Source organism: Segatella copri (assembly GCF_003465495.1).
GTDB lineage: Bacteria > Bacteroidota > Bacteroidia > Bacteroidales > Bacteroidaceae > Prevotella > Prevotella copri_G.
The window spans coordinates 28217-48173 of sequence record NZ_QSAV01000016.1; the positions used below are offsets into that span (position 1 = coordinate 28217).

General features: G+C 49.0%; 18 protein-coding genes. 6 read left to right on the forward strand and 12 right to left on the reverse strand.

The features are described from left to right. Positions 1 to 144 precede the first annotated feature (144 nt). Positions 145 to 960 (forward strand): J domain-containing protein, encoded by an 816-nt coding sequence (locus tag DWV53_RS06370; protein WP_118152448.1) that lies wholly within the window; start codon positions 145 to 147, stop codon positions 958 to 960. 159 nt (positions 961 to 1119) lie between these two features. On the opposite strand, the gene DWV53_RS06375 is transcribed toward DWV53_RS06370, so the two are convergent. The 6 genes from DWV53_RS06375 to DWV53_RS06400 all read right to left on the reverse strand — a co-directional run bounded on the left by DWV53_RS06375 (position 1120) and on the right by DWV53_RS06400 (position 8131). Continuing rightward, the gene (locus DWV53_RS06375) at positions 1120 to 2433 is read right to left on the reverse strand and encodes a double zinc ribbon domain-containing protein (protein ID WP_118152450.1); all 1314 of its coding nucleotides are present in this window, start codon (positions 2431 to 2433) and stop codon (positions 1120 to 1122) included. Between the two features lie 116 nt (positions 2434 to 2549). Next, the gene (locus tag DWV53_RS06380; RefSeq protein WP_118152451.1) at positions 2550 to 3236 is read right to left on the reverse strand and encodes a glycoside hydrolase family 25 protein; all 687 of its coding nucleotides are present in this window, start codon (positions 3234 to 3236) and stop codon (positions 2550 to 2552) included. Between the two features lie 116 nt (positions 3237 to 3352). Further along, on the reverse strand, positions 3353 to 4048 hold the full coding sequence (locus DWV53_RS06385) for a hypothetical protein (protein WP_118080082.1): 696 nt from the start codon (positions 4046 to 4048) through the stop codon (positions 3353 to 3355). Between the two features lie 100 nt (positions 4049 to 4148). Then, a complete protein-coding gene (locus DWV53_RS06390; protein WP_118065058.1) occupies positions 4149 to 5459 on the reverse strand; it encodes a Na+/H+ antiporter NhaC family protein in 1311 nt (436 codons plus the stop codon). A 19-nt stretch (positions 5460 to 5478) separates the two neighbouring features. Continuing rightward, positions 5479 to 6975, reverse strand: coding sequence for a UxaA family hydrolase (locus tag DWV53_RS06395; RefSeq protein ID WP_118152453.1), 1497 nt, complete (start codon positions 6973 to 6975; stop codon positions 5479 to 5481). Between the two features lie 91 nt (positions 6976 to 7066). Further along, positions 7067 to 8131: a LacI family DNA-binding transcriptional regulator gene (locus DWV53_RS06400; protein WP_118080085.1), complete on the reverse strand. Its 1065-nt coding sequence runs from the start codon at positions 8129 to 8131 to the stop codon at positions 7067 to 7069. A gap of 395 nt (positions 8132 to 8526) precedes the next feature. Here DWV53_RS06400 and DWV53_RS06405 point away from each other — a divergent pair, with 395 nt between their 5' ends. The 5 genes from DWV53_RS06405 (at position 8527) to DWV53_RS06425 (ending at position 15072) form a co-directional block, all read left to right on the forward strand. Next, positions 8527 to 9549 carry a sugar kinase gene (locus DWV53_RS06405; protein WP_022121227.1) on the forward strand — a complete coding sequence of 341 codons (1023 nt, stop codon included), beginning with the start codon at positions 8527 to 8529 and terminating at the stop codon, positions 9547 to 9549. Between the two features lie 93 nt (positions 9550 to 9642). Continuing rightward, positions 9643 to 10314, forward strand: coding sequence for a bifunctional 4-hydroxy-2-oxoglutarate aldolase/2-dehydro-3-deoxy-phosphogluconate aldolase (locus tag DWV53_RS06410; RefSeq protein ID WP_006846600.1), 672 nt, complete (start codon positions 9643 to 9645; stop codon positions 10312 to 10314). Between the two features lie 49 nt (positions 10315 to 10363). After that, positions 10364 to 13711 (forward strand): sensor histidine kinase, encoded by a 3348-nt coding sequence (locus DWV53_RS06415; RefSeq protein ID WP_181992433.1) that lies wholly within the window; start codon positions 10364 to 10366, stop codon positions 13709 to 13711. A 20-nt stretch (positions 13712 to 13731) separates the two neighbouring features. Further along, positions 13732 to 14457, forward strand: a complete 726-nt coding sequence (locus DWV53_RS06420; protein ID WP_006846602.1) for a DUF5932 domain-containing protein — start codon at positions 13732 to 13734, stop codon at positions 14455 to 14457. 27 nt (positions 14458 to 14484) lie between these two features. After that, positions 14485 to 15072, forward strand: coding sequence for an AbgT family transporter (locus DWV53_RS06425; RefSeq protein ID WP_118080090.1), 588 nt, complete (start codon positions 14485 to 14487; stop codon positions 15070 to 15072). A 46-nt stretch (positions 15073 to 15118) separates the two neighbouring features. Here DWV53_RS06425 and DWV53_RS06430 read toward each other — a convergent pair whose 3' ends face one another. From DWV53_RS06430 to DWV53_RS06460, 6 genes are all read right to left on the reverse strand, one after another. Continuing rightward, a complete protein-coding gene (locus tag DWV53_RS06430; RefSeq protein WP_006847179.1) occupies positions 15119 to 15673 on the reverse strand; it encodes a hypothetical protein in 555 nt (184 codons plus the stop codon). A 42-nt stretch (positions 15674 to 15715) separates the two neighbouring features. Next, on the reverse strand, positions 15716 to 15904 hold the full coding sequence (locus DWV53_RS06435) for a hypothetical protein (protein WP_040552569.1): 189 nt from the start codon (positions 15902 to 15904) through the stop codon (positions 15716 to 15718). Positions 15905 to 16282: 378 nt separating this feature from the next. After that, on the reverse strand, positions 16283 to 16504 hold the full coding sequence (locus DWV53_RS06445; RefSeq protein ID WP_117586186.1) for a DUF4248 domain-containing protein: 222 nt from the start codon (positions 16502 to 16504) through the stop codon (positions 16283 to 16285). 16 nt (positions 16505 to 16520) lie between these two features. Continuing rightward, complete coding sequence (locus DWV53_RS06450) at positions 16521 to 17540, reverse strand: CHC2 zinc finger domain-containing protein (RefSeq protein WP_118152459.1); 1020 nt, start codon at positions 17538 to 17540, stop codon at positions 16521 to 16523. After that, complete coding sequence (locus tag DWV53_RS06455; RefSeq protein ID WP_118152461.1) at positions 17537 to 19030, reverse strand: hypothetical protein; 1494 nt, start codon at positions 19028 to 19030, stop codon at positions 17537 to 17539. The genes DWV53_RS06450 and DWV53_RS06455 overlap by 4 nt, the downstream gene beginning before the upstream one ends. 299 nt (positions 19031 to 19329) lie before the next feature. Then, positions 19330 to 19725, reverse strand: a complete 396-nt coding sequence (locus DWV53_RS06460) for a hypothetical protein (protein ID WP_259318930.1) — start codon at positions 19723 to 19725, stop codon at positions 19330 to 19332. Positions 19726 to 19957 lie beyond the last annotated feature (232 nt).

Genomic DNA, 19957 nt, shown 5'->3' on the forward strand with positions numbered 1-19957 from the left:
ATTAATGTATTACTTTTGAGTAATGAAAGCCCATCAGTTGAGCTCTGTTTCTTATTTTCTCTGCAAAAGTACAAAAAAGAACTTAAATAGGCATACTTTTTGTTGGATATTTTTTAAAAACTAAAAAATAGGAGGTTTTATAATATGGCATTTGTTGATTATTACAAGATTCTCGGCGTAGACAAGAACATTCCGCAGAAGGATGTGAGAGCTGCGTATCGTAAACGTGCAAAACAGTTTCACCCAGATTTGCACCCTAACGACCCGAAGGCGAAGGCTAAGTTCCAGGCGCTGAACGAAGCGTATGAGGTGATTTCTGACCCAGATAAGCGTGCTAAATACGACCAGTATGGCGAACAATGGAAGAATGCTGATGCATTCGGCGGTTTCGGCGGAGCTGGTGGTGCAGGCGGTTCCGGAAGCTATGGTGGAGCAGGTGGAAATCCATTCGAGGGTTTCGACTTCAGCCAGTTTGGCGGAGGCGGAGGTTTCTCCAGCTTCTTCGAAAATCTCTTCGGAGGTCGTGGCAGAAGCCAGCAGTCGGCTGGAGGATTCGGTTCCGGCAATTTTGGCGGTTTTAATGGTTCTGCCGGTTATGGTAGCGGCTTTAATGGTGCTGGCTACGGAGCTGGTGCTGATTTCGGTACTGGTGGTTGTGGCGGCGGTTGCGGCCAGAATGGTCGTGCCAATAACGGCGAAATGAACATGAATGTGAATATCGACCTTTATACGGCTCTGCTGGGCGGCGAAGGAATCATTAAATTGAGTAATGGTTCTAAAATCAAACTGAAGATTAAGCCGGAAACGCAGAATGGCACGAAGGTTCGTGTTCGCGGAAAAGGATACGACCGGGGTGACGGAACCTTTGGCGACCTGATGATTACTTACAACGTGAAGTTGCCAACCGGGTTGAATGATAAGCAGAAAGATTTGCTCCGTCAGATGAAGGATGCAAAGTAATTTCTAAAAGAAGGGAACGGGTTCTCGGACATGAGAACCTTCCCGAAACATGAAGGTAAAAAGAAACGCCCTGCAAGAAGGGAACATTCAGAAATGAAGTTCCTGATCTTGCAGGGCGTTTTTTATTCTATTTATTAATCTTGCAGGGCGTTTTTTATTCTATTCTGCGGCATTAATCTTCGACATGTTGAACGCAGAAACCTTGCCGTCTGGCGAAACGGTTGCGTTGATTTTGAAATGGTTGGTTTTCTTAGTACCATCGGTAAGCTGAACTTCCTCCCGTGCTGAGAACTGAACCTGATATTCATAATCTTCATCACCCACCTCGCGCTTTTTGATCTTATAATCGTTGGTGAGGAACCAGTTCAGGTTGGTCACATCTTCCTTATAAAGCTTATTCATAAAGGTTACAACATCTGCCTTGGTAGCAGAATTCTTACCCAGAAGCGAAGAGAGAATGTCCTCGCATGAAGCCTGCAAACCATCAGCATCGCGGGTATTGATGCTTTGGAAGAAATGGCGGAACAGACTGCTTACCATATCTTTCTCTTCAGGCTGCAAATCTCTGCTCTTGGCTTTCTTCATCGCATTCTCAGCCTCTTCGATATGCGAACCGTCAGCATGAGCGGCGAGATAAGCCTGGTAAGCTTCTACATTATCAGCATTCTTTGCCACATTCCAGTCGATGGAATCTATCTTGTTCAAAACCTCCTGCTTGTGTGGACTGTTTGGGTATTTGTCGAGATAAGCCTGCAGGGCCTCTTTCGAACCGCTTACTACGGCGTTGGTCCAGTCCTGATCGGTCTGTTTCAGAAGTTCGAGGTGAGCCATGATGGAATCACGATGCGCCTCGTCAGCATCTTTGTAAGTATCTAGGTAACTCTGCAGAACCATCGGGTCGCTACTCTGCATCGCATACTCGTAAGCTTCCAGTTCCTTATTCTTATTGGCACTATCATAGAAATAGTAGAAAATGCCACAAACGAGGAAGGCGAAAATCAGAGAGATGATGATGACGCCACGGTTGCTTTTTTTCTTTTCCTGGGTTCCCTCGCCGTTACCGCCGTTCTGAGAATTAGATTGCTGTGGGCGAACCGGAGGAACGGGTGGAGTAGGAGGTGTTGCTGTTCTGACAGGTGTCTGAGGACGAGCCTGCTGCCTGAGAGCCTCCTGGCGGCGAATTTCTTCTTGCCTGATTGCATTCTGTCTGGCTGCGTTTTCAGCTTCTTGCTGCTGAGTCATAGAAGCCTGGCTGGCAGGAGTCTGCTGGCTCATTCCTGTCGGAGGCGTCATTCTTGTGAGCGAAGGATTCAGCTCATGGCAGTTAGGACACATTTCAAGGTTGCTGAAATAAATCTCGCCACAATTTGGGCATTTGGTAATTTTGCCTGCTATTTCTACTCCGCAACTAGGGCAGGTAGGTGCTTTATCGCTAATTTGGCGTCCGCATTCCGGACATTTTATAATTGCCATAATTCTATTTTGTGTTTATTAATTTACTTATATAATTCATGCTTCTCTACTTCCAGACCTTATCCACTCTTTACCTTGAAGCTAATCATAAAGTTCCAAGTTCAGGGTTCCAAGTACTATCGATGTCTGAATCTGATTTCTCTGAGCTTGTGGCGCCCCATGAAACGGCTTTTGTCAACATAGCCGTTTATTCCGTTGAGTTTGCCCTTACCCGTATATTGCCACATTTCGAAATCTCTACCATCGCGCAATACAGGGATGCGCTTCGTATACTGGGCAATCATCAGCTTGTAGCTGTCTAGCTTGCCTAGAAGATAGTTGTCATAGAAATTGGCTCCCGTATAGATGAGGGGTTTCTGCTTATATGCTTTCTCGACGAGATGCAGAAACTTAAAGAGCGAATCGCAGAATTCTTCTGTATTCATGCCGCTTTTCGTCTCCACATCAATCATAGGCAAGAGGTCCTGATCTCCCGGACGGCATTGGGCCATGAAATTTTCCAACTGCGTCTGCTGTGGGATGCGGGGTCTGTAGAAATGATAAGAACCTACTTTCATTCCGTAGCGATGAGCCAGGTCGATATTCTTCTTGTATTTGCTGTCGATGTTGGTTCCGCCCTCGGTAGCTTTCAGATAAACGTAAGCCATCTTAGAGTTGTCGCCCACGGTTTCCCAGAACACGTTGCCCTGATAATGACTCAAGTCGATGCCGTGAACGTGCCGACAAGTGTCTTCGCATTGCACCTGGGCATGGGCTCCCAAGGCAATAATGGATGCTATAATAGAGATAAATAACTTTTTCATAGATGCAAAGATACGAAAATCAGATGAAAATCGTACTACTAAGAGATTAATTTTATAGATATTTTACTCTTCGTCCTGATGAATCCCAGGTTATCCCCTTCAATCCTTACTGAAATTTACTCTTCAATCTCAGATAATGACCGGAAGAAATTGTTCATGAAATTGCTCATGGTTTCTATCGGAGCGTATTGCAGATAGCGCATGCTGCGGCGCAGATTCTTGCGCATGGTTCCCCCCGTGGTGCGTACAAAGCCGCTGCTGGTCTGCTCAAACTGAATGGCCTGCTGGTCCATGATATTATAGTAGAGCGAACGGAGCGTCAGCTTGTAGGCGCCTCTTTCTATGTGATGAACGAATGGGATTTCGTCCTGTTCAAAATCGAAGAAGGTGATGAGCACGCTTCCTTCCAACTGGGCGATGCGCTGGATGCGGAGCTTGGCAAGCCACTTCTCCAGTTTCACGAAATCTACCTTGTCGCCTCGGGTTCTCAGGTAGTCTCCCAACTGGATGATTCCTCTGAGATTGATTCCGTTAGCCAGCATTCCATTTACGTTTGCCACGATGATGCGCAGCAGATAAATAGTCTCGATAGAGGTATCGATGGCGTGGCGTTCATCTTCCTGAATCTTGCTGAGCCGTCGGTTCAGAAAACCGTTGTTCATCTTCACCTCTCCGGCAGGAACATCATTCACGTTCTTGAGCATCTGAGCTATCTTTTTCTTCTTAAAGGTAGTCATCGGTTCCATTTCTTCCTTGATGCCGAAGTTGTCGGCACGGAGCTTAGTAAAAAGGTTGCGCTGAAGAAAATTCATATGCCTTGTTCTTATTAATAGTCAATAATAAAGTTTTGTTCTTCCTGTCAAGAAATCTCTAACGCAGAAGGAGACCCTCCTCTGATTTTTAGAAGTCTTCCTAACTGTATCTCTTAGGATAGCGCAAGAGGATGGCCAGCAGGGCTGCCACACCTATCGCCAGCGGATAGTAGAGATAAGGAAGAATGTCCATCGGACTGAGATTGGCCAGGCCGGCTGCCAGGAGCATCTGCACGCCATAAGGAATCAATCCCTGAACCATGCATGAGAAGGTGTCGAGAATGCTGGCTGCCTTGCGGTTGTCTACGCCAAACCGGTCGCCTATCTTTTTCGAAATATTTCCTACTGTCAGAATCGCTACCGTATTATTTGCTGTACAGATGTTTACCATCGAAACGAGGGCGGCGATAGAAAGTTCGGCTCCACGCTTGCTGTTTACGTGGGCTGTAATCTTGTTGATGATGAAATCGATTCCGCCGTTTTCGCGGATGATTTCGAGCATACCACCTGCCATCATGGCGATGATAATGAGTTCGCCCATGCCGATAATGCCGTTGCCCATGGCTGAGAACCAGCCAAAGAGGTCGTAGCTTCCGGAGGCACCCAGAAGATGACTGCCTATGCCGATGGCGCCACAGAGTAGGGTGCCCAGAGTGAGAACAGCCATTACATTCATGCCGGCAATAGCGGTAATGAGGACGATGAGGTAAGGCAATACTTTCATGTATTCTACCTCGTTGATGTGGGTTGGGGCCTGAAGACCGACTCCCATGACAGAATAGGCGATGAGCACGAGTACGGCGGCCGGAACCACAATCATGGAGTTGACCTTGAACTTATCGCTCATCTTGCAGTTCTGCGTCTGCGTAGCAACAACCGTCGTATCGGAGATGAACGAGAGGTTGTCGCCGAAATAAGCGCCACCTACGATGATGGCGGTCATCATGCCTACGTTAGCATCCATCGAGTGGGCCAGTCCGGCGGCTATCGGAACCAGAGCCACTACGGTTCCCACACTTGTTCCGATAGATACGGAGATAAAGCAGGCAGCCAGGAAGAGTCCTGGCAGAATCATGCTGGCTGGCAGGATGCTGAGCGCCAGGTTGACGGTTGCATCAACGGCTCCCATCGCCTTGGCTGATGCGGCAAACGAGCCAGCCAGCACGTAAATCCAGAGCATGAGCATCAGGTTGTTGGCGCCGGCACCCTTGCTGTATGTGTCCACTCGTTTCCTGACAGGCATTCCGCCGGAAATAGCCACGGCATAAATGCTCGAAATCATGAACGCTACTGTGAGCGAGAGGCTGGTGTCCTGATGGCTGCTGTCTACCGAATATACGGTAAAAGCCACGATGAGAACAATCAGCAAAAATAATGGCGACAACGCCAGCAAACCTTTTTTATTACTCATACTTCTTTTTTCTTCTTAATTAAAGAGTTACTCCATTCTTGAAGATGGAGATTTCACGATAGCCATTATACTCGTTGCGAGCCTCCTCGCCACTTGCTACGGCTATAATCTTATCAATAAACTTGCTTACCAAGTCTTTCATTTCTACACCTTCTACCAGAGCGCCGGCGTTGAAGTCAATCCAGTTTGGCTTGTTCTTTGCCAGATTGCTGTTGGTAGAAATCTTCATCGTTGGCACAAAGGTTCCGAATGGGGTTCCGCGACCTGTGGTGAAGAGAACGAGCTGGCAACCTGCTGAAGCCAGAGCTGTGGCTGCTACAAGGTCGTTACCCGGAGCTGAAAGCAGGTTCAAACCGGTTGTCTCCAGACGGTCGCCATACTGGAGCACGCCGCTTACCGGAGCACGGCCGCACTTCTGGGTGCAACCCAAAGCCTTATCTTCGAGGGTTGAGATACCACCTGCCTTGTTACCTGGAGAAGGGTTCTCGCCAACAGGTTCACCATGGCTCAGGAAGTACTCCTTGAAGTCGTTAATCAGGTGAACGGTCTTGTCGAAGAGTTCCTTATTTTCGCAACGGTTCATCAGAATGGTTTCTGCGCCAAACATTTCCGGTACCTCTGTCAGGATGCTTGTACCGCCCTGAGCTACGAGCCAGTCGCTAAATTCACCTACCAATGGGTTGGCTGTAATTCCGCTGAAGCCGTCAGAACCGCCACACTTCAAACCTACGCGCAGTTTGCTTACCGGAACTTCCTCGCGCTTGTCTTCCTTAGCCTGGGCATAGAGGTTACGCAGAATCTTCATGCCTTCCTCGAGTTCATCGCCTTCAACCTTCTGTGTTACAAGAAGTTTGATGCGGCCGTGATCATAGTCGCCGAGCATCTTCATGAAATCATCTGGCTGGTTGTTCTCGCAGCCGAGCGAGAGAACGAGCACGGCACCTGCGTTTGGATGCAGACAGATATCGCGAAGCACCTTGCGGGTATTCTCATGGTCGCCCGAGAGCTGTGAGCAACCGAAGTTGTGATGCCATGCGTGGATGGCGTCGATGCCTTCGCAGCCTGTTTCTTTCTTGAGGAGTTCTACCAGTTTCTCAGCCACGCCGTTAACGCAGCCCACGGTTGGAACTACCCATACTTCGTTTCTTACGCCTACTTCGCCATTCTTGCGAACGTAGCCCTTGAAGGTGCGGTTTTCCTTAGCGATGTTCAGCTGCTCGTTAACCGGGTTGTAGGTATATTCGAGCGTACCGGCAAGATTGGTCTTGAGGTTGTTCTCGTTTACCCATTCGCCCGCCTTGAGACCGGTCTTTGCATGACCGATAGGGTAGCCATACTTCAGGATATCTGTACCCTCGGCAGCATCGTTGATGAGCACCTTGTGTCCTGCAGGAGTATCCTGCAATAATGTGATGGTCTTGCCATCTACTTCAATCGTTTCACCCTTCTTCATAGGGCGCAAGCAAACCACTACCGAATCGGCAGGGTTAATCTTGATAAAACTTGATTGTTCCATACGTAGTCTGTCTTTTATTTATTGTTTATAATTTATAATGTTTCTGTATGAATTGTCTTCCATCGCGGAAACCCTGTTCTGCCCGATAGCCTTAGAGCTGGGTTCTGCGATAGAAATCTACGTTTTCCTTCATCAGCAGCTCGATAGGCATATAGTTTACCGGCGTAACTTTCTTCTTCAGCACGATGGCCTGGAAGAGCGTGTCTACGCAGGAGTAACCCTGCATGTAGGCGTGCTGGGCGATGAGGAAGGAAATGCTTCCTTCGCGCAGACAGCGGGCGTTTTTCTCCACCATATCATAGCCCATGATCTGAACGTCGCGGCGGTTGGTCTTCAGCAGGAAGTCGCCCACGATGTGCGCCTTCGAAGTCATGGTGATGCAATGGTGGATGTTCGGATGCACGGCAAAGAACTTCTCCAGCATTTTGACGAATTCAGCACGTGTGCCGCTCAACGGCAGGTCGAGCAAGGTAATCTTCACGTTAGGGAAGTGGTCGTGCATGTAATGGCGGAATCCTACCTCTCGGTTGTCCTGCTGCTTGCTGACCACTCTTCCGTCTTTGGTCTGCCTCATGAGCAGGATTTCATCTTCCTTTGCAGCAAGCATCATCAGCATCTTGGCTGCGAAGAAACCGGAACAGAACGAATCCTGACCGAAGAAAGAGAGCGGACGGAGATCGGGCATGTAGGAGTCGAGCAGGATGAACGGGATGCTTTTGTGATGCAACGCCTCGGTAAACTCGCGGGTTACGTCTAGCGATGAAGGCACCACGATGACTCCTTCCGGACTGGCCTCAAGAATCTTGTTGCCTTCTTCGCGGAACGATTCCTCGCTGGAACGCTCATAGAAACGAATCTCTACATCGATATGGAAGTCACGTCGGGTATCTTCACATTTTTTTGCGCCTTCCTCTATTTCCTCCCAGTAAGCCTCCGATTCATGTTTCGGAATCAGCAGGTAGAAGGTATAGGATTTGTTGTAAGCCAGAGCGCTGGCGTACACATTAGGCTGATAATTCATTTCCTTGAGGGCTTTCTCGACCTTGTCGCGTGCAGGTTTCGACACGTTTGGACGGTCGTGCAGAACTCGGTCTACGGTTCCAACGGATACGCCAGCTCTCTCGGCAATATCCTTGATTCTGATTTTTTCGGCCATTGTTTTTTAGCATTACGGGTCTGGTTGCTTCGCGTGTACTTATTATATAAGGAGCCTCTCCTGGGGGCTACGATAGATAAAACGTCGCAGGTACTTCCTAGCTGTGCACAGACCACAATTAGTATTAAGCAATTCTGTTGTGTGCGACCACAAGTGCGAATTTTGCCGCAAATATACAACAATTTTTTGAATTGTGCGAAGACACAGCAACTTTTTTTGCACGGAAAACAAAAAAAAATGCGATTTTATTTCGTTATTCGAGAAATTATGGTTATTTTTGCCCTCGAAATTGAACGACAACTGATAATTGTACTTCATTTCTCTACTGAAAAGTGGAATTTAATTTGTTACTCATAACAAACAAAATAAAAACAAAAAAATTAAAACTATCAAACATGGCAAAAATTGTAACATTAGGTGAGATCATGCTTCGTTTATCACCAGAAGGCAATGATCGTTTCATTCAGAGTGAATCACTTCGCATCATCCCTGGTGGTGGTGAGGCTAACGTAGCTGTAAGCTTGGCTAACTATGGTCATGATGCTTACTTCGTATCTAAGCTCCCTAAGCACGAGATCGGTCAGATTGCTGTCAACGGTCTCCGTCGTTACGGCGTTAACACAGAGTTCATCGCTCGTGGTGGCGACCGCGTAGGTCTCTACTATGCCGAGACTGGTGCTTCTATGCGCCCATCCAAGGTAATCTACGACCGTGCACACAGCGCAATTGCTGAGGCTGACCCATCTGATTTCGATTTCGACAAGATTATGGAGGGTGCCCAATGGTTCCATTGGAGCGGTATTACTCCAGCTATTAGCGACAAGGCTGCTGAACTTACCAAGTTGGCTTGTGAGGCTGCTAAGCGTCACGGCGTAACTGTTTCTGTTGACCTCAACTTCCGCAAGAAGCTCTGGACTTCAGAGAAGGCTATCTCTGTTATGCGTCCTCTGATGAAGTATGTTGATGTTTGCATCGGTAATGAGGAAGATGCTCAGCTCTGCCTGGGCTTCAAGCCAGATGCTGACGTAGAGGGCGGTAAGACTGATGCTGAGGGTTATTACGGAATCTTCAAGGGCATGATGAAGGAGTTCGGATTCAAGTATGTTGTTTCTACTCTCCGCGAATCTCTCTCTGCTACACACAACGGCTGGAAGGCTCTTATCTATGATGGTAAGGAGTTCTATCAGAGCAAGCACTATGACATCAACCCTATCATCGACCGCGTTGGTGGTGGTGACTCTTTCTCTGGTGGTCTGATCCACGGTCTTCTTACTAAGGAGACTCAGGGCGAGGCTCTTGAGTTTGCGGTAGCTGCTTCTGCTTTGAAGCATACTATCCCTGGCGACTTCAACCTGGTATCTGCTGACGAGGTAGAGAGCCTGGCTGGCGGTAACGCTAATGGTCGCGTTCAGAGATAATTATAGTTTAAAGTTTATAGTTGATAGTTTATAGACAGTCTTGCTTACGGCGTAGCCTCCTATAAACTATTCATTCTTAATTAATATAAGGTAATGGCAAAGTTTAGCAAAATGCAGGTTATGGCAGCCATGAAAGAGACTGGTATGGTACCTGTTTTCTTCAATAAGGATGTTGAAATCTGCAAGAACGTCATCAAGGCTTGTTACGAGGGTGGCGTACGTGTTTTCGAGTTTACTAACCGTGGTGACTTCGCTCACGAGATTTTCGGAGAGTTGGTAAAGTGGGCCGACAAGGCTTGTCCTGAGATGATTCTGGGTGCAGGTACAGTTGTTGATGCCGGTACAGCTTCTCTGTATCTCCAGCTCGGCGCTAACTTCATCGTAGGTCCTAACTTCAACCCAGATATTGCTCCAGTTTGCAACCGTCGTCTGGTTCCTTATTCACCAGGTTGCGGTTCTGTAACTGAAATCAATAATGCTCAGGCTGCCGGTTGCGACGTAACCAAGGTATTCCCAGCAGGTAACGTAGGTGGTCCTTCATTCGTTAAGAACGTAATGGCACCTTTGCGTTGGAGCAACATCATGGTAACAGGTGCCGTAGAGCCAACAGAGGAGAATCTTACTCCTTGGATCAAGGCTGGCGTTCTCTGCGTAGGTATGGGCTCTAAGCTCTTCCCTAAGGAGACAGTTGCTGCTGGCGACTGGGCTGCCATCACAGCCAAGTGTCAGGAGGCTCTCGGTTACATCGCGAAGGCTCGCGCTTAATTTAGACTATTTTTCATTCGAGATGCAAATTTCAGCATCCTTCTTTTTCATGTCGCCATCATCAATTCTGGTGGTGGCGGCTCTTTTTCTTTCAGCTTGTTCTCCTGCGAATAAGGCAAGGGTAGACGAGCTGAACGAGCAATCCTATGCTTATCATTATCGCAATCTCGATTCTACTAAAGTGCTGGCTGAGAGGGCTTTGAAGCTTTCAGAAGATTATCCCTCAGGCCGTGCCGAAGCCTATAACAACCTTGCCTTCGTATGTATAGCCAAGATGGATTACAAGGGTGCCAAGGGATGGCTGAGGAAAGTTGAAGAGGAGAGCGATAATCAGATAGAACTCGCTATTGCCGATGTTCAGAACATGCGACTCTGCCAGAGAGAATCGCACAACAAAGATTTTTATGCTTATCGCGAAAAGGCGATGAGGCGTTTGCGCAGAATTCGCGAAGAGGTGAATTCCATGCCCCCGAGGGAAAGCAAACGCGTGATTTATGCGAAATCTGAATTCAGTATTGTGGCCGCCACCTATTTTTATTATGTGGGCTTAGACGAGCCGATGTTTCAGGAGCTTAACCGTCTGGACCCAGATGAGCTGGAACAGGATTCGGCACAATATCTCAACTATCTTTATAATATAGGTTCGGGCGGAGCTATCGTCAAGGGAACCGAAAACGAAATCAATCAGGCGGAATTCGACCGGCTGATCAGCTGCTACATGCTGGCTAGCGACCCTGCCCATCCTTATCCTTACTGGCAGGCTAACGCCCTGCAATCTATAAGCGAGCACCTCAGAAAAGGAGAGGTGGGCGATTTCCTCATACGCAACAACCTGCCTGCCTTCCAGTATCTCAACATCGAGCAGATGCCAAACAATCTGCTGGCAGGCAACTTTGCCCAGCGTGCCCTCAACATCTTTTCGAGCTACGGAGATGTTTATCAGACTGCCGGAGCCAACCGTACGCTGGCAGAATGTTTCTGGGATATCCATGATTATTCTTCTGCGCTCGACTGCCTGAATCATGCCCTGAACGACAACAAGGCGATAGAGCAGGCCCCCGACCTCGTAGCGTCGATACGTGAAAGACTCTGTCTGGTTTATTCGGCTATAGATGATAAGCAGCAGAGCGATTACAACCGCAATATCTATCTGGATTTGCAGGACCGTTCGCGACAGGACCGCCAGCTGGAGGCACGTGCGGCTGCGCTCGACGAAAACGCCCAGCAGCTCAACCTGATGATTGCTGCCGTGCTGGCGATGATTGTGCTCGTGGTGGTTCTACTCTACGTTTTCGACCATATGAAGCGCAAGAAGATGAAGAACCAGTCGATGGATGAACTGCTTGCACCTTTGCGTGAGTGGAGCGAGAATAACACAAAGAAAATCAACGAATTAAAAGATAAGCAGGAGGAGGTTCAGGATGAACTGAACGTAACCCGACTGCATATCGAAGAAAACAAGAAACGCAATCTGGAACAAAGGGCTAAGATTTCGCTCGTAAACAGTATTACGCCTTTCATCGACCGCATGATTCACGAGGTAAACCGACTCTCCGAAGGGGGCGAAAGCGATGAGGTGCGGCAGGAACGTTACCAGTATATCGCCGAACTCACAGATAAGATAAACCAATATAACAACGTGCTTACAGAGTGGATTCAGATGCGCCAGGGCTCACTCAGCCTGCGTATCGAAAGTTTCCCGCTCCAGCAGCTTTTCGATATTGTAAGCAAGGGCAAGATGAGCTTCCAGATGCAGGGCGTGAAACTCGATGTAGAACCTACAGATGCCGTGGTCAAGGCCGACCGCATCCTTACGCTCTTCATGATCAATACCATAGCCGATAATGCCCGCAAGTTTACACCCGAAGGCGGAAAGGTAACCATTAGCGCCAAGGTTTCTGACTTCGTGGAAATCAGCATCGCAGATACCGGAAAGGGTATGGACGAGGAGCAGCTGGCGCATGTCTTCGACCGGACCTATACGGGCGGTCACGGCTTCGGACTGCTCAACTGCAAGGGCATCATCGAGAAATATAAGAAGGTGAGTTCGCTCTTTGCCGGCTGCCAGATCAAGGCAGAAAGCAAGTTGGGCGAGGGGAGCCGCTTCAGTTTCCGTCTGCCTAAAGGTATCGTCCGTCGAACCCATCAGTTGTTGGGCATCATCATCATGCTCTTCGTGCTGCTGTCGGCTTCGGTCCAGCCTTGCGAGGCTAAGAAGGCCAACGACATCCGCCAGCGCCACAATCATCACAAGACGAACGTCGATGCCAATCTCCAGCGTGCCGACGATTTTGCAGATAGTGCCTACTTCAGCAATATCAACCGTACCTACCAGCGCACCCTTGCCTTTGCCGATTCTTCGCGCCATTATCTCAACGCGTTTTATCTATCGAAATATCCCGACGGCAAGTATCTCATGGTGGCTCATCCGGAGGTGGGAATGGCGGCAGAACTCTTCTGGATACGCTCCGGACTGCCAACCAATTATCACGTCATCCTGGACCTGAGAAACGAGTGTGCCGTGGCTGCCCTAGCGTTGCACCAATGGTCGCTCTACCAGAGCAACAACAAGGTTTATACCCAGCTGTTCCGCGAGATAAGTGCCGATAATACGCTCGCTAATTACGTGCACACGATGCAGCAGAGCGAGAACTCGAAGACCGTGGCCGTGGTGCTGCTCATCCTGTTGCTGCTGCAGTTGCCGCTGGCTTATTATCTGCTCTATTACCGCCACGTGCTGAGCTACCGGTTTGCCATGATTGAACAGACCAAGGCTAAGCGGACCGACGAGGCTGAGCAGGAATCCCTGAAACTGGAGCTGATGACCGATGAGCTGCATAGGGCTGAATATGAGAACGATAAGCTTCATATCTCCAATTCCGTGCTCGACAACTGTCTGTCTACGCTCAAGCACGAAACGATGTATTATCCGTCGCGCATCCGCCAGCTTATCGATTCGCAGCCCGATGATGTAGATTCGCTCAAGGAACTGGTAGATTATTATAAATCGCTCTATTCTCTGCTCAGCGCCCAGGCGATGGAGCAGGTAGAAGGCAACATCAAGGCAGATGATTTCCTGAACCGCTATCTTGTTTCTCTGATGCGCGGCAATTCCAAGGATTACCATACCGGAGTGGCTGAGATTCCGGGTTCTGCCTACGTGAGATATTGGATTGACCAGCAGGATGTGGTCTATGATGCTGCGCTCCATGCCCAGCTCTTCACCCCTCTGACGGGCGATTTGCGCTATCTCCTGTGCCGGCAGATTGTGAGGGAACTGGGCGAGATTACCAATCTGCGCGGCTGCGGCATCAAGGCCTGCCAGAGCGATAAGGGTTGCCTCAGGATAGAGGCCGTGCTGCCGGCACGCATCAAATGGAAAAGTTTAAAATCATAAGAATATAAAAATATCAGAAAATGGAAAATTTTAAAGTCATCATAGTAGAAGACGTGCCCCTGGAACTGAAGGGCACAGAGGGTATCTTCAAGAATGATATTCCAGAGGCTGAAATCATCGGTACTGCCGAGAGCGAAATAGCCTATTGGAAACTCATCAAGCAGCAGTTGCCCGATCTGGTTCTGCTCGACCTCGGACTGGGCGGTTCCACCACGGTAGGCGTAGAAATCTGCCGCCAGACCAAGGAACAGTATCCTGACGTGAAAGTGCTCATCTTTACAGGAGAAATTCTGAACGAAAAACTCTGGGTAGATGTGCTCGATGCGGGCTGCGACGGCATCATTCTGAAGAGTGGCGAACTCCTTACGCGTGGCGATGTGGCGAGCTGCATGGGAGGTAAGAAACTGGTGTTCAACCAGCCTATCCTTCAGAAGATAGTAGACCGTTTCAAGCGGAGCGTAAACAGCCAGCTGATGCGTCAGGAGGCTCTGGTGAATTATGAGATTGATGAGTATGACGAGCGTTTCCTGCGCCATCTTGCGCTGGGTTACACCAAGGAGCAGATTACCAACCTGCGCGGAATGCCTTTCGGCGTAAAGAGTCTGGAGAAGCGACAGGCAGAACTGGTTCAGAAACTCTTCCCTGACGGCAACCACGGCATGGGCATCAACGCCACCCGCCTGGTGGTAAAAGCCTGCGAGCTCCGCATCCTCGATATCGACCATCTGCAGGCAGATGAAGAATAACTCGTTTCAATAAGCGCTTTTTAAAGAATGTATAAGAAAGTATTGGCCTATCTGGCATTATCGTTGGGAATAGCCGAAGTAGTGGTGATTCTGGTTTCGTGGCTGCTTACAGCTGCGATGCCCGAGTCGTTCACCCATTCGCTTACCAGCCCCGAGGGCATCCGCTGGTTTATGGGCCATTTTGTAGACCATCTCACCTCAGTATGGCTCGTATGGCTGGTGCTCATCAGCATCACCATCGGGGTGGTAAAGCAGAGTAGGGTGCTCCATTTCGACCATACCCAGTATCGCCAGCGCACGGCCTTGCGCCTGATGCTCATCGAGTTGTGCATCTCTGCAGGTATCATGCTGGCGCTCACCCTCTTGCCCCATGCCATTCTGCTGAATGCCGTAGGAACCCTCTTTCCGGGTCCGTTCACGCATAGTCTCATTCCGTACATCTGTTTCTCGGTCATGGTGATGAGCATGAGTTACGGCATCATGAGCGAGAGCATCAAGGGCATCAGCCAGGTTTATGATGCGATGAATCAAGGCATCCGCCTCCTCTCGCCCTGCTTTCTTTTCTACATTCTCGTGATGCAGCTCTATACATCCATCCTCTATGTAATGGAGTAAGATAAAAGCCCCCGATGCTCGTTTCCTTGCATCAGGGGCTCTTTTCTTACTCCAACCCGTCGCCCTCATTACCGCCGGTGGTTCCGCCGCCTTCGGTATTTCCGCCGCCCGGGGTGTTATCCGAACCGCCGCCACCACCTGGGGTGTTGTCTGGGTCTTCCACATCGCCCTTATCGTCGGAAGTAACGTTTTTCACCACCTTGCCGTTGCGGTCGTAACAGGTAATCTGGATGGAGGTTTCCTGCAGCTCGCGCTTGATGTCAACGCTTGGGGTGAAGATAACACGGCGGTTGGTAATCAGACTGGTAGCCACTTCGCCTACGGTAGGCACACTCTTGGCTCTTACGCCGAATCGCATGGTTCCCAATCCCGGAACGGCTACGGAATGGCCTTCGGTACACCACGCCTTGATAACCTCGCCTGCTGCATCCCAGCAAACCTGCATCACGCCCACGCTAACGCCGCTTCTGATAGCCGCCTCCTTGATAACCTTGCTCTCTGAGAGCTTGTTGTAAAGTTCGGTACCGAGGATGAATCTGTACTGACCCTTCATTTCGCCTACTTGGATAAGGGTCTCCTTTGCTTTCAAATTAATTGCCATAATCTTTTGAATTTTAAATTGTTATAAACTATTAACTCTAAACTACCGGATGGTGATGGTTGGCACATAGTAGGTAGAATCTACTTTGGTGGAGATGTTGTTCTCCTGATGTTGCCGCTGGTTCTTTCCGATTACGAGTCCTGCCGTGCAGGAGCTGGATAGGAAGGTGACGATGGCTGAGCAAATCGCCACGATGAGATACCGGATGAATGCCTTCATGTTCTGGTTCATGATTTTTTCTGCCCCCTGCTAAGTTTCGCTTTTTCCTCTTTCCTCAGATTTCTCTTAGAAGAAGTACTTTGCGAAACGACTCGTTTCGAGGCTTGGAGTCTTGTTTTCATTACTTTTTTATTTTCCCAATTAGGGAAATATTTTTCTCCAACTGGGCAAGTGATTTTGCGCGCTTTCTGAATCACGATGCAAAGATACGAAATCCCGATTTATCAGGTGTGCGATAGCGTGCGATACCATGCGATACCGGAACATTTTCTTCAAAACACTCAACATTTAACACTTAACATTCAACATTAAAAAAGCCTCCGTTCCCAGCGATTCTATCGCTGGTCCGTCACCCGCCAAGTTAACATACTAAACATTAATCACTAACCCTTATCCCGGTTCCCCGAGGTTGTCGATAATAGCCTTCACCTGCTTGGGCGTGAACGACTTGCAAGTCTTTTCATACCCCATCTCCTGCAATTCATCCCAGAGCGGCTGGCAACGCCGAATCCAACTCATGAGATGATTCACGGCCGTGCGTGGCATACTCTCAGGAAAGTACATCAGCCCCAGTTCCTTCTTCGTATACGTGCGGTTTATAAAATCTTCCATAATCTCAATTTTTAAATCATTTGTTTTTCGGCTCCTTGCTTCCGGAAGTTGCAGCAGCCCCTAAAAGATAGTATTCGCTAAAATCCTTGCAGCCCGGTGGCAACTGGTGGTGAACCAGCTGGGGGAGCATCTCCCTGAGTTGCATGAAGAGGCTTTCGCCCGGCACATCCTGATCAGGAAACATATGGAATTCCACCTGATACAGTCTTCCGATATCCGTCAGCAGCTGCTTATCCTCGGGTTTGAGGAGCGTGGCAGAAGGGATGGCAATCGCCTTATGTCCGGCAGAAAGCATCGCCCAGCAGTCGCTACATCCCTCCGTAATAAACAGCCTATCGCCCGGTTTCAGTCTCTTCACAACCGGCAGGTTATAAATGCTGCATCTTGCGCCGTAAGGGAACCGGAAGCGGGGAGCATCCTGCTCCTTCTTGTAATCCAGGTTCCGGTTCTGGATTCCGATAAGCCGCCCATCGTTATCGAAGTAAGGAATCTGCAGCCAGTTGATGCCCTTCTTATCCGTCCAGGAAGTCAGTCGGCACCAGTTTACCACTCTCCAGTCAATCTTCCTCTCCTCGAAGAGAAATCTCCGAGCTGCCTGGTTGAGCCAGGGATGTTCGAAGAACCTAGCATACCTGCTTGCATCGAAGGAAGATTTCCCCGAATTGTCACCCGAAGAAGAACCATCGGATGAAGAGCCCGAAGAAGCCTCTCTGCCCGAAGAGCCCCCAAAGGAAGAGTTTTTCCCCGAAGAAGAATCCTCCTCCAGCTGAATCTGATGTTCCCCAGCGAGCCATCGGCAAGCCGCCGGAAAATCCTTCCCCAGGTATCGCATCACCAGGTCGATGGTGCCGATGGAGTTTCTCATGCATACATAGCATCTGCAGCTGTTCTTGGTCTTGCTGAACATAAGGCTGGCGTGGTGGTCGTCATGGAAGGGGCAGAGCGCCTTATGGTGCTCCACCTTCATCCCCATCTCTTTCGCAACCTTCTCTATCGGAAGCTCGCGCAGTTTCTGAATCTCATATTTCTCCATCATATCCCTTTCCCTTTCTTTTTCTTGGCATCAGCAGCCATCTCCTTCTGCCCGTCATCAGTAGCCTCTTTTTGTCCAGCATCAGCAGCCTCTTTCTGCCCGTCATCAGCCTCTTTCTTCTTTCTTTCAGAGCCGCCACTCTTGCCCCCGTTCCGAGCGATTCCATCGCTCGTCCCGCTTCCTGTCAAGTACTCCTCAGTCTTAGTATAAAGCCCCGTTTCTGCCGAAAAGGTGATAAACTTGCGAAACACCCATTTCCTGATTTGCCCCTTCGTGCCATCTTTCGATTTCCCCAGCTGCAAGCGGAGCGATTCCAGCTGCGCCTCGTTGAAAGGGTTTGGCAGGTCGTCAAGCAGGTTCTTAGGCCCTCTTCGCTGTGCCTCGCTTACCGAGTCAGCATCCTGGTTCAGCAGGTCGGCGAATAGCTGCATCTTGCTCCAGATATCATGATAAACCAGCCACTCCACAAGCTCACCCATCGCCTTCGTCCAAGTCTGGTCGTTCAGCACCCAGAGCAGGCAGCCCGCCTTCCATGCCGACACGATGGAGCGCTTTGAGATATCCCACAGCACATCATCATCCGTCAAGTCAGCAAGCGTAGCCATATCTGCCGCCAGACGGTCGGTAAGCGAGTTCAGAGGCTTGATGATAAACCGTCCCTTACAGATGCTGAGTTTCACCAGATACTCATCCAGCTTTTCAAAGAAACCGGCATCATATTCACCCTGTCTTGGAATCTTTCCCACTCGCGCCTGACGCGCCTTATAAGAGAATACCATTCGGCCGAAAGTACCATTGAAGAGCTCGTTCTTGTAAAACTTGCGGGCTGCAAATGGGGTAGAAGAGAGCGTGAGATTGGCGCGCAGAACCGGATTACCTGTTATGCCGTCTGCCGTTGCTCTCAGAGCTCCGGCTCGCTGGCGGTCGTAGATATTGCGCAGCATCTGAGATATCTGCTTATGTCCGCCACACATCCGGTCCGCCATCTCCACCTCGGGCAGATTGAGGTATTGCGTTCTCTCGCCCAACTTCTCGCATCCCATGGCATTCTGGATGAAGGCGGCGTTGGTGACATCTGAGGGTGGAAACCAGAAACTCACATCCGGGCGTGCCGGTTTCTCTTTGTTGGCAGACTTCGTTTTCATCTGTCTTTGCCATTCCACAAGCTTATCAAGTTCCTTCTCATCATGTTCACGGAAGTTGTGACAGATAGCTTCCACGATGTTGGACAGTTGTCCCTTATTACAGCCCGAATCGGCCACGAGATTGGCCATCATGCCACATAATTCCTTCCAACTGAGGTCGGGATATTGAAATTTCGCCTCACTTACCTGCGCTCCGAGTATCGGAAAGAGCATCGGAACTAAGGGCTCATGCATGTCTTTTGATACCTGAGAGAGCAAAAGTTGTACACATTCGGTGCCTTTTCCCAGCTTTGGCATCGCCGGAGCGGTTGAAATTGTGATATTATACTTCAAATTTTTTGTCTTCATTTCTTCTTAATTTATTGATTATGAGCTTTTTAGAGAGAAGTGGGGTTGGGTGGAGCGTTCCAGTTCCAGTTGTTCCAATTAATTTTTTGAGCGTTCCATTCCACCTTCTTATATATATAACTATCTATATATTAAGTAGTTATAGAGTCTCTATAAAGGGATATTGTCCTATGGAAACCTATTTGGAACAATTGGAACAACTGGAACAACTGGAACGCTTGCCCGAAAATCACTTCAGTTTTAATCCTGTTACCAGCCTCCCCGAAGTCCCCATTTCTTCTAGAAAGCCTCAACTCCGTTTATCTGTCATCACTCTTGCCGCTAATGATGCGCAGCTCGTCGGCGGCTCCCTGGCAGAAGTCCTGGAAGGTGAAGTGCTCTGAGAACTGCGGGCGGTTGAAGGTAGGGTAGAGCGTACCGTCTTTCTTCCGGTTCACGTTGATGTACTTTCCTTCATACACGTGCGGATTTCTCTGCACCACCTTCTGCAGCTTCTTCTCCTGGTCATTCTGCACAAAGGTGAAGTGGTCTTCGCCGTCGTGCGTAATGGCTCCATCCAGATACTCGCCAACGGCCATGCGCCCTGGCTCCTTAGTCATCAACTTGAGGTCGATACCCAATTCTGTGTTTGGGTAGAATCCCTTTCCTGCCTTACTTGAACTTTCGTTCATATTGCCATTTAATACTATATTCATTTTTACTTGAGTATTAAATAAGCCTCTCTGGTACGATGACGTTCGAAGAGGTTTCCCTGCCATCTTTTCTAGTACCATCATTCCCCATTTTGTGATTTGCAACTCGCCTGATGGGTAGTCATCCTGTTGTCAGATGACGGGTGCAAAAGTAAGAAGAAAAAGCCTGGCACAGATGCTTTTCCAAAGTGCCGTCTCCAAAGTTCTCTGAATTTCTCCGATTTTCTCTGTTTTT

Excerpts from the sequence above, each read along its gene's own strand:
- DWV53_RS06400 (WP_118080085.1), bottom strand. The coding sequence starts at position 8,131 with ATGGCCGAAAAAATCAGAATCAAGGATATTGCCGAGAGAGCTGGCGTA.
- DWV53_RS06370 (WP_118152448.1), top strand. The coding sequence starts at position 145 with ATGGCATTTGTTGATTATTACAAGATTCTCGGCGTAGACAAGAACATT.
- DWV53_RS06425 (WP_118080090.1), top strand. The coding sequence starts at position 14,485 with ATGTATAAGAAAGTATTGGCCTATCTGGCATTATCGTTGGGAATAGCC.
- DWV53_RS06435 (WP_040552569.1), bottom strand. The coding sequence starts at position 15,904 with ATGAACCAGAACATGAAGGCATTCATCCGGTATCTCATCGTGGCGATT.
- DWV53_RS06380 (WP_118152451.1), bottom strand. The coding sequence starts at position 3,236 with ATGAAAAAGTTATTTATCTCTATTATAGCATCCATTATTGCCTTGGGA.
- DWV53_RS06450 (WP_118152459.1), bottom strand. The coding sequence starts at position 17,540 with ATGATGGAGAAATATGAGATTCAGAAACTGCGCGAGCTTCCGATAGAG.
- DWV53_RS06415 (WP_181992433.1), top strand. The coding sequence starts at position 10,364 with ATGTCGCCATCATCAATTCTGGTGGTGGCGGCTCTTTTTCTTTCAGCT.
- DWV53_RS06445 (WP_117586186.1), bottom strand. The coding sequence starts at position 16,504 with ATGGAAGATTTTATAAACCGCACGTATACGAAGAAGGAACTGGGGCTG.
- DWV53_RS06460 (WP_259318930.1), bottom strand. The coding sequence starts at position 19,725 with ATGAATATAGTATTAAATGGCAATATGAACGAAAGTTCAAGTAAGGCA.
- DWV53_RS06395 (WP_118152453.1), bottom strand. The coding sequence starts at position 6,975 with ATGGAACAATCAAGTTTTATCAAGATTAACCCTGCCGATTCGGTAGTG.
- DWV53_RS06420 (WP_006846602.1), top strand. The coding sequence starts at position 13,732 with ATGGAAAATTTTAAAGTCATCATAGTAGAAGACGTGCCCCTGGAACTG.
- DWV53_RS06455 (WP_118152461.1), bottom strand. The coding sequence starts at position 19,030 with ATGAAGACAAAAAATTTGAAGTATAATATCACAATTTCAACCGCTCCG.
- DWV53_RS06405 (WP_022121227.1), top strand. The coding sequence starts at position 8,527 with ATGGCAAAAATTGTAACATTAGGTGAGATCATGCTTCGTTTATCACCA.
- DWV53_RS06410 (WP_006846600.1), top strand. The coding sequence starts at position 9,643 with ATGGCAAAGTTTAGCAAAATGCAGGTTATGGCAGCCATGAAAGAGACT.
- DWV53_RS06430 (WP_006847179.1), bottom strand. The coding sequence starts at position 15,673 with ATGGCAATTAATTTGAAAGCAAAGGAGACCCTTATCCAAGTAGGCGAA.
- DWV53_RS06375 (WP_118152450.1), bottom strand. The coding sequence starts at position 2,433 with ATGGCAATTATAAAATGTCCGGAATGCGGACGCCAAATTAGCGATAAA.
- DWV53_RS06385 (WP_118080082.1), bottom strand. The coding sequence starts at position 4,048 with ATGAATTTTCTTCAGCGCAACCTTTTTACTAAGCTCCGTGCCGACAAC.
- DWV53_RS06390 (WP_118065058.1), bottom strand. The coding sequence starts at position 5,459 with ATGAGTAATAAAAAAGGTTTGCTGGCGTTGTCGCCATTATTTTTGCTG.